This is a genomic window from Colwellia sp. BRX10-1 (assembly GCF_014077545.1).
GTDB lineage: Bacteria > Pseudomonadota > Gammaproteobacteria > Enterobacterales > Alteromonadaceae > Colwellia_A.
This window is the reverse complement of sequence record NZ_JACGWC010000004.1, coordinates 69322-85517: the sequence shown is the minus strand read 5'-3', so window position 1 is coordinate 85517 and position 16196 is coordinate 69322. Positions and strand designations below refer to the sequence as shown.

Sequence of the window (16196 nt, the reverse complement as noted above, 5' to 3'; positions counted from 1 at the left end):
AGGAAATTCAACGTGATAAATGAAATAAAACAAGATGCTCAAGACCGTATGAGTAAAAGTATCGAATCATTAAAAAGCAATTTAAACAAAGTAAGAACGGGGCGAGCACATCGTTCTTTACTTGATAATATTGTTGTTGATTATTACGGTATGGAAACACCATTAAGTCAAGTGGGCAACATTGCTACACCTGATGCGCGTACTTTAGCGATTACTGTCTTTGATAAAGGCATGATCGGCGCGGTAGAAAAAGCAATTTTGAAATCTGATTTGGGCTTGAACCCATCATCTCAAGGAACACTTATTCGTATTCCTTTACCACCTTTAACAGAAGAGCGTCGTAAAGATCTTGTTAAAGTGGTTAAAAATGAAGCTGAAAATGGCAAGGTCGCTATTCGAAATATTCGCCGCGATGCTAATTCAGATGTAAAATCATTGAATAAAGAAAAAGAAATTAATGATGATGAAATGCATCAGTCTGAAGATGATATTCAAAAATTAACCGATACTTATGTAAAACAGGTTGATGATATCTTATCTATTAAAGAAAAAGAGTTAATGGAAATATAACTTCTTTAACCGATAATATAAACCGTAGTTATTAAATGATCACTACGGTTTTTTTTACAGAAAATTTGAATCTAGCTTGATTAGTATGACGGAACGATTATGACTGAAGCAATAACAGATACTTTAATCAAAGTGCCGCAACACGTTGCCATTATAATGGATGGTAATGGACGCTGGGCACAACAACGTGGAAAAACACGGGTTGCAGGTCATAAATCAGGTGTTGAATCAGTTCGAACATCAGTGAGTACTGCGATAAAATACGGGGTGAAAGCATTAACACTTTTTGCCTTTAGTAGTGAAAATTGGCAACGTCCAGAACAAGAAGTTAGCGTATTGATGGATTTATTCATGTTTGTGCTAACACGAGAAGTGAAAAAGCTTCATAAAAATGATGTGCGCTTCCAAGTGATTGGCGATGTTTCACGTTTTTCAGAAAATTTACAAAAAAAAATAAAAGTTTCAGAAGATTTAACCGCAAACAATAAAGGTATGGTATTGTCTGTTGCAGCTAACTATGGCGGACGTTGGGACATAGCTAATGCCGCTAAAATTTTAGCTGAAAAAGTATCCAATAACACCATGTCTGTTGATGATATAACCGAAGAAGCACTCCATCAATATACTTGTTTAGCTAACTTACCTGAACTTGATTTACTTATTCGTACCGGTGGTGATTTTCGCATAAGTAATTTTTTGCTATGGCAAGCAGCTTACGCAGAATTTTATTTTACAGAAACACTATGGCCTGATTTTGATGAACAAGCGCTCATTAACGCAATGGGATGCTTTGACCAAAGAGAACGACGTTTTGGTCAAACAGGTGAACAAATAAAAATTTAAGACTATAAATTAAAAACAATAATAACGATAAAATTAAATAGCATTTATAAGGGTTTCCATTTGTTAAAACAACGTATTATTACCGCTGTTATCTTAGCGCCTTTAACTATTTTCGCCATTTTCTATTTACCTCTAGATCAATTTGCGGCTTTGTTTATGGCTGTTATGGCTATTGGTGCATGGGAGTGGGGGCCTTTAATGGGCTTTGCCAATAAGCGCCGTCGTCTTGCTTTTGTTTGTGCGACGATTATTCTTATATCTGTGCTTTGGTACGCACTACCATTGTTACAACTCTGGTCTAATGATGGGCAGCTCCATTCAGGTGTGTCGCTGGTATTATGGATTGCTGTTGCTTGGTGGGTTCTATCTGCAACGCTGACCTTTCTTTATCCTCGCTACAGTAAGTTTTGGTCAAGCCATCGCTCGATTCGTGGTGTATTTGGCTGGTTAACGCTTATTCCTACTTGGCTCGCTTTTATGGTGCTGCGCAGTAATGATTACAACCAAGATCCGTATAATGGCGCTCAGCTGATTATGTTTTTATTCTTAATGGTGTGGAGTGCTGATGTAGGTGCTTATTTTGTCGGTAAATCTATCGGTAAACGTAAACTCTTACCCAATGTCAGTCCAGGTAAAACCCTCGAAGGCTTTATTGGTGGTGTTGTTTGTGCCTGTATCTTTATCAGTATTGCCGGTTACTCGCTCGGATGGCAGCAACATCAATTTACGTTAGCGTTAATTGTCACCGCTATCATCACAACAGTGTCAGTGCTAGGTGATTTAAATGAAAGTATGTTTAAACGACAAGCAGGCATAAAAGACAGTGGCGCAATCTTACCTGGTCATGGCGGTATCTTGGACAGAATTGATAGTTTAACGGCTACTGCGCCGATTTATGCATTATGTTATGCCTTATTAGGCTGGCAGTAGGTTGATATAAACGATGCGTAAACTTTGTATTTTAGGTTCAACAGGATCGATAGGTGTTAGCACCTTAGAGGTTGTTAGACTTCATCCCACGTTATTTTCTGTTGAGTCTTTATCGGCGAATACCCGGGTTGATGAAATGTTGGCGCAGTGTCTGGAATTTAAACCGAGCACTGTCGTTATGGTGGCCGAGCATGCGGCACAAGCTTTAAAAGGAAAACTCGACCAAAACGGTTTACAAAATATTGAAGTACTCAGTGGCGGACAAGGCTTAATTGATATTGCTCAAGCTGATACCTCAGATACTGTTATGGCTGCTATTGTTGGAGCGTCAGGTCTTTTGTCTACTATGGCTGCAGTTAAGTCGGGTAAAAGAGTACTGTTAGCAAATAAAGAAGCTTTAGTGACTTCAGGCGCTTTGTTTATAGATGCGGTTGAAAAGTATGGTGCAGAATTATTGCCGATAGACAGTGAACACAATGCTATTTTCCAGTGTTTACCCGCTAATGTACAAGCTAAGCCAGGTCGATGCGACTTAGCAAGTAATGGCGTCAGTAAAATATTACTGACCGGCTCAGGTGGTCCGTTTAGAACTTTTTCAGTCGAACAGTTAGCAGAAGTAACCCCAGCACAAGCGTGTGCCCACCCTAATTGGGAGATGGGCCGTAAAATTTCTGTAGACTCTGCGACCATGATGAATAAAGGCCTAGAATTTATTGAAGCAAAATGGTTATTTAATATCGACCCTGACGATATCCACGTTGTTTTACATCCGCAAAGTACCATTCATTCAATGGTGCAATATAAAGACGGTAGCGTGATAGCTCAAATGGGTAATCCTGATATGCGTACCCCCATTGCTCATGCCTTGGCTTATCCGCAGAGAATTGATTCAGGTGTCGCACCCTTAGATTTTTTCAATACGCCATCATTTGAATTTGAAGATGTCGATTATCAAAAGTATCCTAATTTAAAATTAGCTATAGCGGCTTGTAAAAGTGGCCAAGGTGCATGTACAGCTTTAAATGCTGCTAATGAAATTGCCGTTGATGCTTTTTTGAACGAAAAAATAAAATTTACTGATATTGCAAAAATAAATGAAACTTCTGTGAATAAATTTGTCTCAGAAAGGGTGGCATCAATTGATGATGTCGTTGCGCTTGATGCAAGTGCTAGAGAATTTTCACGTAATTTAATTGCTAGTGGCTGCTTTGTAGTCAATGATGTGGCGATTAATGAAGTTAACGAAAAAGGTAATCTATAGTTGTTTGATTTTTTTTGGAATTTAGCCTCTTTTGTTGTCGCTTTAGGTATTTTAATTACGGTGCATGAATACGGCCATTATTGGGTTGCCCGCAGAAACGGCGTGCAAGTAGAGCGTTTTTCAATTGGCTTTGGCAAAGTATTATGGCGAAAAGTTAATAAAGAAGGTACAGAGTTTGTTATCGCCTTAATTCCATTGGGTGGTTACGTTAAAATGCTTGATGGCCGCGTTGATGAGGTCAAACCCGAAGATATCGATAAAACTTTTAATAATAAAACAGTTTATCAGCGTATAGCGATTATTGCTGCTGGGCCTCTAGCAAACTTTGCTTTTGCTATTTTTGCTTTTTATCTGATGTTTCTAATTGGTGTGCCGAGTGTAAAACCGATTGTTGGTGAAATAATGCCAGAATCTATAGCGCAGCGGGCGAATCTTACCAGTAACAGTGAAATCATTGAAGTTGCCGGTCAAAAGACCTTAGATTGGCAAGATGTCAATCTAGCGTTAGTCTCGCAAATAGGTGAGAGCGCTTTTACTATAAAAACAAAAGAACAAGGTAGTGCTTCACCGAAAACTTATAATTTGGATGCGGCTAACTGGTCTTTTTCACCCGATAAAGAATCAGCCATTAGTAGTTTAGGTATTGCTCCTTATAGAGCCGCTGTTTATGCTGAGCTAGCTTTTATTGAAGAAGGTAGTGTTGCAGATAAGGCCGGCCTAAAAGTTGATGACAAGTTAATTAGCATCAATAACGAAAGTATTAATGGCAGTTGGGTGATGTTTTCAAAAAATATTAGTCAACTTCCGGAACAAAACGTTATTTTAGTCGTCGAAAGACTTGGTGAAAACAAAGAGATAATGGTAACACCGGCTTTAATTGAACGTGCGGGTAAGAAAATAGGTTATTTGGGTGTGGTTCCAAAATCTGACTCTTACCCAAAAGAATATTTATTTGAGTTACGTTACGGCGTTGTTGATGCTTTAGGACAAAGCTTACAGCGTAGTTGGAACTTAGTAGTATTGAGTTTTGACATGATAGGCAAGCTCTTGACGGGTGATATTTCTGTTAAGAACTTAAGTGGGCCTATTTCTATCGCACAAGGAGCAGGAAGTAGTGCACAATATGGTTTGGTATATTTCCTAGGTTTTCTGGCTTTAATTAGCATTAACTTAGGTATTATAAATTTATTACCTTTACCAGTGCTTGATGGCGGGCATTTATTTTATTATCTTGTGGAAATTGTCACAGGTAAACCCGTATCAGAAAAAATACAAGAAATAGGTTTTAAGTTTGGTACACTAGCCCTCTTAGGCTTAATGAGTATCGCATTATTTAACGATTTTTCGCGGTTATAACAAAAGAAGTAATAAAAGTTAGCATTTATGATAATTAAAAAAATTGCCCTTGCGGTATTATTAGGTGCCTTAGGTACAACAGCACAAGCCTCTGAAGAATTTCAAGTAGAAGATATTGAAGTAAAAGGGTTACAGCGTGTCGCACTCGGCGCTGCTTTGACTCATATCCCTTTTAATACGGGAGATACGCTCAATGAATTCCGTATTTCTCAATCGATAAAGTCTCTCTACAAGTCAGGACATTTTAATGATGTTGTCGTTTATCGTGAAGGTAACAGAGTTATCTATCGTGTTCATGAGCGTTCAACGATCAGTGAAATCACCTTCGATGGCAATAAAGACTTAAAAGCAGAGCAACTAACTGAGAGTCTTGACGGCAGTAATATTCGAGTCGGTGAAACACTCGACATGACTATAATTTCCGGTATTGAGGTAGGCTTAGAAGATTTCTACCACAGTATTGGTAAATATAATGCCGATGTAAAAGCTGAAATTATTCACTTGCCTCGTAACCGTGTTGACATAAATTTTGTTTTCACCGAAGGCGATGCTGCAGCAATAGAGCAGATTAACGTCGTTGGTAATGAGATATTTTCTGATGTTGAGCTTCTTGAACGCATAGAACTTACCTTTGATTCTCCTTGGTGGGATTTTATGGCGCAAGACCGCTATCAAAAACAAACCTTACAAGGTGATATAGAAACGATTAAAAGTTACTATTTAGACCGTGGTTATCTGCAATACAAAGTAGACTCGACTCAGGTGTCAATGACCCCTGATAAAAAAGCGGTTTATATTGCCTTGAATATCACTGAAGGTGAACAATTTAAAGTCAGTGAAATAGATTTTATTGGTGATATGGTTGGGTTTGAACGTACGATCCGAGCTATTAACCCATTACGACCAGGTAAACTTTATAATGGTGCAGAGGTAACGTATACCGAAGAAACTATCAGCCGTTATCTAGGCCGTTATGGTTATGCTTACCCGAAAGTAACCGTTATTCCTGAAATTAATGAAGAAGAAAAAACGGTTAAACTGACTATTTCTATTGACCCTGGCAAACGTGTTTACGTTAACCGTATTAACTTCGAAGGTAATAATGTTACTGCCGATAAAGTACTACGCCGTGAAATGCGTCAAATGGAAGGTGCTTGGTTATCGAACAATGCTGCCGAAAGTTCAAAAGCATGGCTACAGCGTTTACCTTATTTGGAAGATGTTGAATACGAAACTAAACAGTTACCAGGTGATGATGACTTAGTTGATATTGACTTTACGGTTAAAGAGCAACCTTCAGGGTCTTTTACTGCCGGTATTGGTTATGGTTCTACGACTAATTTAAGTTTAAGTGCAGGTATACAGCAAAACAACTTTTTAGGAACGGGTAACCGCTTGGCATTTAATGTTAATACCATGAGTTATCAGCAAAGTGCGAGTATTTCTTACACCGACCCATACTTTACTGTAGATGCTGTTTCTTTAGGCGGGCAAATATATTACAGCGAGTTTAATGCGGGTAATGCGAACTTAGTTGAATACAACAATAGAACTTATGGTGTTGGGCTTAACTTAGGCTTTCCTATTAATGAATATGTTCGTTTAAACTTTGGCGTAGGTTACAAAAGTAACGGTATTACACGTTTACAAACTTATGAACAAATTCAACAATTTTACGAGATATATTCTGATCCTAATAACCCTGATGGTGGTTTAGAATTTAAAAGTTTCGATTTATCGATGGCTATATCTCGCACGACATTGAACCGTGGTACCTTTCCAACAGACGGCTCAAGTCAAAGTTTGACTTATAAAATGACAACGCCAAATTCAGATGTTGATTATTTTAAAATTAACTTAGACACTAAATGGTACTTCCCATTAACACAAGATCAACGTTGGACAGTGCTAGCACGTTTAAACGCCGGTTACGGTAATGGTTATGGCACCATAGATGGTAATGACCAGATATTGCCTTTCTGGGAAAACTTTAGAGCGGGTGGTTCTGATACATTACGTGGCTTCGAAAATAACATTGTTGGCCCACGTGCGGTATTTCGCTATCCAACACAAATCACAGGTACTCCTGATCCGGTCGAGGGTGGAAGTAGTTGTTGTTTAGGGCAAGATCACGATTTTATTAACGTCTCACAGCGTTCTGTTGGTGGTAATGCCATTATTGTCGCGGGTATCGAACTTATTGTACCAACACCATTACTTGATGAAGGTTTCTCGAACAGTGTTCGTACCAGCTTTTTTGTCGATGTTGGTAATGTTTGGGATACAGAGTTCAACTTAGAAGACTACAACGATTTAGTAACCTCTGAATTTGAAAAGATTGATGATTATTCAGATGTTGGTCGTTATAGAAGCTCTGCCGGTTTATCAGTGCAGTGGTTATCTCCTATGGGCCCAATGATCTTTAGTTTCGCGAAAGCACTAAAATCAGAAAAAGACGATGATAAAGAGTTCTTTAGTTTTAATATAGGTAAAACATTTTAATAAAGAGAACTTTCAGGCATAGTGCGTATAAATTTACTAAGGGGGTTTAATTCTTATAGTTAGCCCCCATAGCTATTACATGACAATTATAAAAATTAATGCAACTTATATCAAAGTTGTGAAGTAATAATATTTTGGAGATAAAATTGAAAAAATTCATTAAAACAGTTACTTGCTCTGCAGTAGCGTCAACGTTGTTATTAGCAAGCTCTGTAATGGCTGCTGATCAAAAAATCGCCGTGGTTAATTTCCAAGAAGTGATGAGTAAAATCCCACAAACAACGGCAGTAATGCAGGTACTAGAAGCTGAGTTTAAAGATGATAAAGCTATTTTAGCTCAGTTAGAAAAAGACATTAAGTACTACCAAGAAAAGAAACAGCGTGACGGTTCATTAATGAGCGCTAAAGATATCGAAGAACTTGATACTCAAATCGCAACATTATATCAAGATTACCAAGCTAAAGGTAAAGCGTTCCAACAAGCAACTGGCTTGCGTAAGAACGAAGAAACAAACAAAATTATAGCCTTGGTTCGTCAAGCTATCGACAGCATTGCTGCAAAAGACAAATATGACCTTGTTTTAGAACAGCAAGCCGTTATTTTTGCTAAGCCAGATGCAATGATCACTAATAAGGTTGTTGAACAGGTTAGTAAACTTAACTAAGTCTACCGCTAAGTAGTAGATATAAGGTTAATTGAAGCCTTACCGTTATAAAACTTGCAACTATTATTAATAATATTAGTTGCAAGTTTTTTTTCTAGCCTAATAAAATCATATTGGTTTTAGCGTCTTTTCCAGTTATGCTCATTGAGCATCCATAAAAATATTAAGTGTTTATGTCTTATACTCTCAAACAGCTAGCTGAAAAAATTGGTGCTGAGGTTCATGGTGATGAAACATATATCATTCATTCACTTGCCACATTATCAACCGCTAATGCACAACAAATTGCATTTTTAGCCAATAAAAAATACAGCCAACAGCTTGCTGATACTAAAGCTGGTGCGGTTATTATTTCTTCTCAACACCTTAATGACTGTAATACCCATGCGCTAGTGATGAATAATCCCTATTTGGGTTATGCACTTACCGCACAATTACTTGATACCACTCCAAAACCGGCTAACAGTATTCATCCCTCGGCTCAAATTTCAGCGGATGTTACTTTAGGTGATAATGTCGCCATCGGCGCTAATACTGTGATAGAGCAGGGCGTAGTTATTAGTGATAATGTTACCATTGGTGCGGGCTGTTTTATTGGTGTTCAAGCAAAAATCGGCGCAAGTACTAAATTATGGTCCAATGTTAGCATTTATCATCGTGTTGAAATTGGCCAAGATTGTTTAATCCAAGCGAATACGGTTATTGGCTCTGATGGCTTTGGTTATGCAAATGACCAAGGTAAATGGTTGAAAATACCTCAGCTGGGAAGCGTTATTATTGGTAACAAAGTCGAAATTGGTGCCAGCACGACTATCGATCGTGGCGCGCTAGAAAATACAGTGATTAAAGATGGTGTTATTTTAGATAATCAAATTCAAATTGCTCATAATGTTGTTATTGGTGAAAATACCGCGATGGCAGCTTGTAGTGTTATTGCAGGCAGTACCGTTATTGGCAAAAATTGTGTGATAGCGGGCCTTGTTGGTATTAATGGTCATATTGAAGTTGCTGATGGTTGTGTTTTTACCGGCATGACCATGGTGACCAAAGATATTAATGAATCCGGTGTTTATTCTTCGGGCATGCCGTGCCAACCAAATAAAGAATGGAATAAAAATAATGCCAGAATTCGCAAATTAGAAAGTATACTTAAGCGCATTAAGAGTGCAGAGCATGACATCGAGCACTTAAACAATATTATTGAAAAGGAATAGTCCGTTGGAATTACCAAAAAACACCATTGAAATTGCAGAAATCAAAGCATTACTGCCACATCGTTACCCCATGCTTTTGGTCGATCGCGTTTTAGATTATCAGCCAATGAAAACATTGCATGCTATTAAGAATGTTAGTATTAACGAACCTGTGTTTAATGGTCATTTCCCTGATCTCCCTATTTTTCCTGGTGTGATGATCCTCGAAGCTTTAGCGCAAGCAACTGGGCTTTTAGGCTTTAAAAGTACAGATGGCAGAGATAAAAATGAAATGTACTTATTTGCTTCAATTGATAAGGCAAAATTTAAAAAGTCTGTTGTGCCAGGCGATACTATGCATTTGCATGTCGAGTTCTTAAAAGAGCGTCGTGGTATGTGGAAATTTTATGGCGAAGCTAGGGTTGAAGGTAAAGTTGTTTGCTGCGCTGAACTTATGTGTGCAAGAAGAGTGGTATAAATGGTGACTTCCAATAAGCAGAGCTTAATTCACCCTCAGGCGATTATCGAAGAAGGCGCTAGCATTGGCAAAAATGTTAGTATTGGCCCTTGGAGTTATATTTCTAAAGATGTCGTTATTGGTGACAACTGTGTGATTAATTCTCATGTTGTCATTAAAGGCCCAACAAAAATTGGCGAAGGCAACAAATTCTTTCAATTTGCCAGTATTGGTGAAGATTGTCAGGATCTAAAGTATGCCGGCGAGTTAACCGAATTGATTATTGGTGACAATAATGTTTTTCGTGAATCTTGTACGGTCCATCGCGGCACGATTCAAGATAATAGCCTAACGCAAATAGGTAGTAATAATTTGTTTATGGCGTATACCCATGTTGCCCATGATTGTATTGTTGGCAGTCACTGTATTCTTGCAAATAATGCCTCTATTGCTGGCCATGTTCATGTAGGTGATTACGCTATTTTAGGTGGTATGACAGGCGTTCATCAGTTTTGTCATATTGGCGCGCACAGCTTTGTTGCGGCAAATTCGCTGATTTTAAAAGATATACCGCCTTATTTGATGGTGTCTGGTCAACCGGCATCTCCTTTTGGTTTAAACTCAGAAGGGTTAAAACGCCGAGGTTTTGACAAAGAGGTTATTTTAACGATCAAACGAGCCTATAAAGAAGTTTATCGTAAAGGTTTAAACGTTAACGAAGCTTTAGAAAAAGTTGCCGCATTAGCCGATGATATGCCAGAGTTAACCTTGTTTGCTGAGTTTATTAAAAACTCTAGCCGTGGCATTGCCCGCTAAACACGATTGTTAAAAGTATAGAGTAAAGGTTAATGACAAAAACAGTAGAAAAACAGGCTATTCTCCAAACATCACCCATTATAAATAGTTCAACTGCTCAACAATCGCCCGTGTTTGGGCTTGTTGTTGGCGAGCATTCTGGCGATACGCTCGGCGCTGGTCTTATGAGCTCTCTAATATCTGTCTATCCTAATGCCAAGTTTATCGGTATTGGTGGTCCAAAAATGCAAGCTTTGGGTTTCGAAAGTTTGTTTGAAATGGAAGAGCTTTCCGTGATGGGCATTTTTGAAGTATTGGGCCGCCTCAAACGCTTATTTCATGTCAAAGACTGTTTAGCCGCGCAGTTTATTAATAATAGACCCGATGTGTTTATTGGCATCGATGCACCCGATTTTAATTTAAGGCTAGAAAGACAACTAAAGAAAGCGGGTATTAAAACAGTTCATTACGTTAGCCCATCTGTTTGGGCTTGGCGTGAAAAGCGTATTTTTACCATTGAAGCGGCTACCGATATGGTGCTGTCGTTATTGCCTTTTGAAAAAGATTTCTATGATAAATATGAAGTGCCCTGTACTTTTGTCGGCCATCCGCTAGCAGACGACATTCCATTTCATTCGGATAAGCGTGAAGCGAGACAAGCACTCAACTTACCGCTTGATAAAAAAATACTTGCGCTTATGCCTGGTAGTCGTGGTGGTGAGTTATCTCGATTAACCGAGCCTTTCTTACTTTCTGCGGTACAACTTTTAGCACAAGACCCACAATTACATTTTGTTGTGCCGATGATCAGCGATAAGAGAACCGAACAATTTAGCCAATTGAAAGAAAAGATAGCGCCAAATTTAGCGGTAACAATTATTACTAATAAAACCCAACAAGTGATGGCTGCCAGTGATTGTTTACTCATGGCCTCAGGTACGGTAACACTGGAAGCTGCGTTAGTTAAACGCCCCATGGTGATTTGCTATAAGTTCAATGCTTTTACTTATCACATGTTTAAAGGCCTAGTAAAATTAGAATGGTTTTCATTACCTAATTTATTGACGAAAAAAACACTGGTACCTGAATTACTGCAAGGTAAAGTCAGCGTTGATAACATTGTGCCGTTAGTTAAAGAACGTTTATACCAAGACCAATCGTCACTTGAAGATGAATATATGAAAATTCATCTCGCTTTAAAACAAAATGCCAGTCAAGAAGCGGCGAAAGCTGTAATGGATCTAATGTCAAAATGAGTAATGAAGCGGTAAGCGATACCAGTTTAACCCCCCGTAAGAAAGTGGCAAAAGCTAAAAAGATTTTCCCACCTTTTGAATACCCTATTGCTTACTGTATCGCAGGAGTCGATGAGGTTGGGCGAGGACCTTTGGTGGGTGACGTTGTTACCGCGGCGGTTATTCTTGATCCCGAAAACCCTATTGAAGGTTTAATGGATTCAAAAAAACTATCAGATAAAAAGCGTCAGTTACTTGCGGTGGAAATCAAAGAAAAAGCTATTGCTTGGGCTGTTGGAAGAGCAAGCCCGGAAGAAATAGACACCTTAAATATTCTTCATGCCACTATGTTAGCGATGCAGCGAGCAGTACAAGATTTATCAGTAACACCTGATTATGTTTTAGTTGATGGTAATCGTTGCCCTATTTTTATGCAGGTGAACGGCAACATTGCTAGCCAATCTGTGGTTAAAGGCGATGATCGGGTTAGTGAAATAAGTGCGGCATCAATTCTTGCAAAAGTTGTTCGAGATGATGAAATGCTCGCTTTAGATGAATTACATCCCGAGTATGGTTTTGCAAAACATAAAGGTTACCCAACCAAAGCCCATTTAGAAAAAATAGTAGAGCACGGTGTACTTGATTGCTACCGAGCAAGCTTTAAGCCAGTAGCACAAGTTATTGCTATGCAGGGTGTTTTACCGACAAAAACTAAACAAGAAGACTCTCAGGTGAAGTGTTAATGTCAGAGCAAGTATTAGTTGATGCAGCCGAATTAGTGTCAGTCAAAGCTCAACCAAAATTTATTCATTTGCGAGTGCACAGTGACTATTCATTATGTGATGGTTTAAATAAAGTAAAACCTATTGTCGCCAAAGCCTCAGCTTTAGGGATGCCAGCTATCGCGCTAACCGACCAAACAAACCTTTGTGGTCTGGTTAAATATTATCATGCCGCTCACGGCGCGGGTATAAAACCAATTATTGGTTGCGATCTCTGGGTTAAAAGTGATGAATTAGAGAATGAACTTTCCCGCATTGTTGTTTTAGCCACTAATAATGTCGGCTACAAAAATCTCACTGAACTCATTTCTAAAGCCTACCTTCGGGGTCATGTTCAAGGCAAGGCGGTTATCGATAAGCATTGGTTAATTGACTATGCTCCGGGTTTGATTTTATTGTCGGCTGGTCGCGAAGGTGATATTGGTAAAGCGCTGATTAAGGGAAATTTCGAGCTGGTCAATAAAATGGTCGATTTCTACCAAAGCTACTTTCCTGATTGCTTTTATCTTGAACTGATCAGAACCAACAGAGAAAACGAAGAAAACTATATCCATTTGGCAGTCGAGCTGGCAGAAAAAGCGTCACTCCCTGTGGTAGCGACGAACGAAGTGATGTTTATTTCTCCTAAGCGCTTTGATGCCCATGAAATACGTGTTGCCATACATGATGGTTTTACCCTCAACGATAAACGTCGCCCGAAAAAATATTCTAAAGAGCAGTACCTTCGAACTGAAGAGGAAATGTGTGAGTTATTTTCAGACATCCCTGAAGCGATTGAGAATACGGTTGAAATCGCCAAACGCTGTAATGTTACGGTTAGGCTTGGAGAGTATGTTCTCCCTGATTTTCCAACAGAAGGTTTATCGATAGAAGATTACTTGGTTAAAGTCTCTGAAGAAGGTTTACAAGACCGCTTAGAAACCTTATTTGATAAAGACGCAGCAGATTTTGCTGAAAAGCGTAAACCCTACGACGAACGTTTAGCCATTGAACTTAAAGTGGTTAACAATATGGGCTTTCCCGGTTATTTTTTAATCGTGATGGAATTTATTCAGTGGAGTAAAGATAATAATATTCCTGTTGGTCCTGGCCGTGGTTCTGGTGCCGGCTCGTTGGTCGCTTATGCCCAAAAAATTACCGACTTAGATCCCCTTGAATACGATTTGCTCTTTGAACGTTTTTTGAATCCTGAACGTGTCTCTATGCCAGATTTTGATATCGATTTCTGTATGGACAGGCGTGATGAAGTTATTGATCACGTTGCTGAACTATATGGCCGTGATGCCGTGTCGCAAATTATTACCTTTGGCACCATGGCAGCCAAAGCGGTTATCCGAGATGTTGGTCGAGTACTCGGTCACCCTTATGGTTTTGTTGACCGCATCTCTAAGCTTATACCGCCAACACCAGGCATGACACTAGCCAAGGCCTTTGAAGAAGAGCCTAAGTTGCCAGAAGCTTACGCACAAGACAGTGAAGTCAAAGATTTAATTGATATGTGCCGTATTTTAGAAGGCACAACACGTAATGCCGGTAAACATGCCGGTGGTGTGGTTATATCACCAACCACCATTACCGACTTTGCGCCACTTTACTGTGACGAAGAGGGTAAAAACCCGGTAACTCAGTTCGATAAAAATGATGTTGAAGATGCCGGTTTAGTTAAGTTTGATTTCTTGGGACTTCGCACGTTAACAATTTTGCAGTGGGCCATCGAAATGGCTGATGCAAAATTGTTAAAACAAGGCAAAGCGCCTATTGATATTACCCGGATTAATTTAGAAGACCCAGCCAGTTTTAAAGTGTTATTAAGATCTGAGACGACGGCAGTGTTTCAGCTCGAATCTAGTGGTATGAAATCACTTATTGCCAAATTAAAACCTGATTGCTTTGAAGATATTATCGCCTTGGTTGCGCTCTTTAGACCGGGGCCATTGCAGTCTGGCATGGTTGATAACTTTATTGAACGTAAGCATGGTCGTGAAGAAGTAAGCTATCCGGATGCTACTTGGCAACATATTGACTTAAAGCCTATTCTTGAACCGACTTACGGTATTATTTTATATCAAGAACAGGTTATGCAAATTGCGCAAGTATTGGCGGGTTACTCGTTAGGTGGCGCGGATATGCTTCGCCGCGCTATGGGTAAGAAAAAACCTGAAGAAATGGCCAAACAGCGTGATGGCTTTGAGCAAGGCGCGATCAACCGAGGTGTTGACGGCGAACTTGCGATGAAGATCTTCGATCTGGTAGAGAAATTTGCGGGTTATGGTTTCAATAAATCGCACTCAGCGGCTTACGCCTTGGTTTCTTATCAAACCTTATGGATGAAAACACATTACCCTGCACCATTTATGGCAGCGGTAATGTCAGCCGACATAGATAACACCGATAAAATTGTTACCCTAGTTGATGAATGTGGCAATATGGGGATAGATTTACTGCCTCCTGATGTTAATGCCGGTCAATATAAATTTACCGTTAACGAGCAAGATCAAATTGTCTACGGTATTGGCGCAGTAAAAGGTGTAGGTGAAGGTCCTATTGATGCCATTATTGCCGCACGCGAAGCCGGCGGTGAATTTACCGATCTTTTTGATTTTTGCGCGCGACTCGATCTTAAAAAAATTAATAAACGTGTTTTAGAAAAATTAGTTAAAGCTGGGGCCATGGACAGTTTAGGGCCTAAAAAAACTATCAACGGTAAAGAAGTACCACATCGTGCTGTTTTATTTGAAACATTACCTGAAGCAATAAAGGCTGCAGACCAATATGCAAAAGCACAGGCAGTTGGACAGAATGATTTATTTGGCTTAATTAATGAAGCGTCAGCAGAGCCGCGACAAGCCTTTAAAGATGTGCCGATGTGGGCTGAAGAAGTTTGGCTCAATGCAGAGAAAGAAACGTTAGGTTTATATTTAACCGGTCATCCCATTAATCGTTTCTTAAGTGAAATAAAGCATTATGCGACTGGACGGTTAGTAAGCTTGCAACCGACCAGTAAAGACAAAACCACGGTTGCGGTTGGTTTAGTGTTAGGTGTTAGAGTCATGGTCAATAAGCGCGGCAGACGATGGGCCTTAGTTACGCTTGACGATAAAAGCGCTCGCATGGACATTAGACTCTTTCCCGATGACTATGATAATTTTGCTGAATTGCTGGTAAGTGATGCTATTTTGGTCTGTAGCGGACAGGTCAGCTTTGATGAATACTCCGGAGGCATTACAATGACCGCTCGAGATATCATGACGGTTGGTGATGCTCGTGAAAACTATGTCTCTTCAGTAGATATTAATGTCAATAAAAACAAGGCAGGCGCAGGTTTTATTGATAAATTTACCGAGGTATTAACACCTTATAAGGATGGTACGTGTCCTGTTCGGTTGTTTTATCAAAGAGATGAAGCAAAAGCTATGCTAGAATTAGGCGTACAATGGCGCGTTACGCCTGCAGACCCTTTATTACATGAATTAAGAACCTTATTAGGTGATGGCGACGTTACTTTAAGGTTTAAATAATTTAGGGCGCATTAAAGGGTTATTTATTGTTAACCATTATAAAAAATTTATAACAAGGTCGATGACGGCTTTGTTAGCAACTTAATAAT

The 16196-nt window shown here is 39.3% G+C and carries 13 protein-coding genes; all 13 read left to right on the top strand.

Annotated elements, in window-relative coordinates; translation table 11 throughout:
• The first annotated feature begins 12 nt into the window (after positions 1 to 12).
• The 13 genes from frr to dnaE all read left to right on the top strand — a co-directional run bounded on the left by frr (position 13) and on the right by dnaE (position 16107).
• Positions 13 to 570 carry a ribosome recycling factor gene (gene frr, locus H4J75_RS05530; protein ID WP_070374054.1) on the top strand — a complete coding sequence of 186 codons (558 nt, stop codon included), beginning with the start codon at positions 13 to 15 and terminating at the stop codon, positions 568 to 570.
• A gap of 99 nt (positions 571 to 669) precedes the next feature.
• Positions 670 to 1413 (top strand): polyprenyl diphosphate synthase, encoded by a 744-nt coding sequence (uppS, locus tag H4J75_RS05525; protein WP_182221574.1) that lies wholly within the window; start codon positions 670 to 672, stop codon positions 1411 to 1413.
• 60 nt (positions 1414 to 1473) lie between these two features.
• Positions 1474 to 2343, top strand: coding sequence for a phosphatidate cytidylyltransferase (locus tag H4J75_RS05520; protein ID WP_182221573.1), 870 nt, complete (start codon positions 1474 to 1476; stop codon positions 2341 to 2343).
• A 13-nt stretch (positions 2344 to 2356) separates the two neighbouring features.
• Positions 2357 to 3604 (top strand): 1-deoxy-D-xylulose-5-phosphate reductoisomerase, encoded by a 1248-nt coding sequence (gene ispC, locus H4J75_RS05515; protein WP_182221572.1) that lies wholly within the window; start codon positions 2357 to 2359, stop codon positions 3602 to 3604.
• Positions 3605 to 4960, top strand: a complete 1356-nt coding sequence (gene rseP, locus H4J75_RS05510) for a sigma E protease regulator RseP (protein ID WP_182215648.1) — start codon at positions 3605 to 3607, stop codon at positions 4958 to 4960.
• Positions 4961 to 4987: 27 nt separating this feature from the next.
• On the top strand, positions 4988 to 7462 hold the full coding sequence (bamA, locus tag H4J75_RS05505; protein ID WP_182215650.1) for an outer membrane protein assembly factor BamA: 2475 nt from the start codon (positions 4988 to 4990) through the stop codon (positions 7460 to 7462).
• 146 nt (positions 7463 to 7608) lie between these two features.
• The gene (locus H4J75_RS05500; protein WP_259364978.1) at positions 7609 to 8127 is read left to right on the top strand and encodes an OmpH family outer membrane protein; all 519 of its coding nucleotides are present in this window, start codon (positions 7609 to 7611) and stop codon (positions 8125 to 8127) included.
• 173 nt (positions 8128 to 8300) lie between these two features.
• Entirely contained in the window at positions 8301 to 9341 is a 1041-nt protein-coding gene (gene lpxD / locus H4J75_RS05495) for a UDP-3-O-(3-hydroxymyristoyl)glucosamine N-acyltransferase (RefSeq protein WP_220465242.1), read from the top strand.
• 4 nt (positions 9342 to 9345) lie between these two features.
• Positions 9346 to 9798 carry a 3-hydroxyacyl-ACP dehydratase FabZ gene (gene fabZ, locus H4J75_RS05490; RefSeq protein WP_070374046.1) on the top strand — a complete coding sequence of 151 codons (453 nt, stop codon included), beginning with the start codon at positions 9346 to 9348 and terminating at the stop codon, positions 9796 to 9798.
• Positions 9799 to 10593: an acyl-ACP--UDP-N-acetylglucosamine O-acyltransferase gene (lpxA, locus tag H4J75_RS05485; protein ID WP_182215653.1), complete on the top strand. Its 795-nt coding sequence runs from the start codon at positions 9799 to 9801 to the stop codon at positions 10591 to 10593.
• A 32-nt stretch (positions 10594 to 10625) separates the two neighbouring features.
• Positions 10626 to 11828, top strand: a complete 1203-nt coding sequence (lpxB, locus tag H4J75_RS05480; RefSeq protein WP_182215654.1) for a lipid-A-disaccharide synthase — start codon at positions 10626 to 10628, stop codon at positions 11826 to 11828.
• Positions 11825 to 12550, top strand: coding sequence for a ribonuclease HII (gene rnhB / locus H4J75_RS05475; protein WP_182215656.1), 726 nt, complete (start codon positions 11825 to 11827; stop codon positions 12548 to 12550). The genes lpxB and rnhB overlap by 4 nt, the downstream gene beginning before the upstream one ends.
• Positions 12550 to 16107, top strand: a complete 3558-nt coding sequence (gene dnaE / locus H4J75_RS05470; RefSeq protein WP_182221571.1) for a DNA polymerase III subunit alpha — start codon at positions 12550 to 12552, stop codon at positions 16105 to 16107. The genes rnhB and dnaE overlap by 1 nt, the downstream gene beginning before the upstream one ends.
• Positions 16108 to 16196 lie beyond the last annotated feature (89 nt).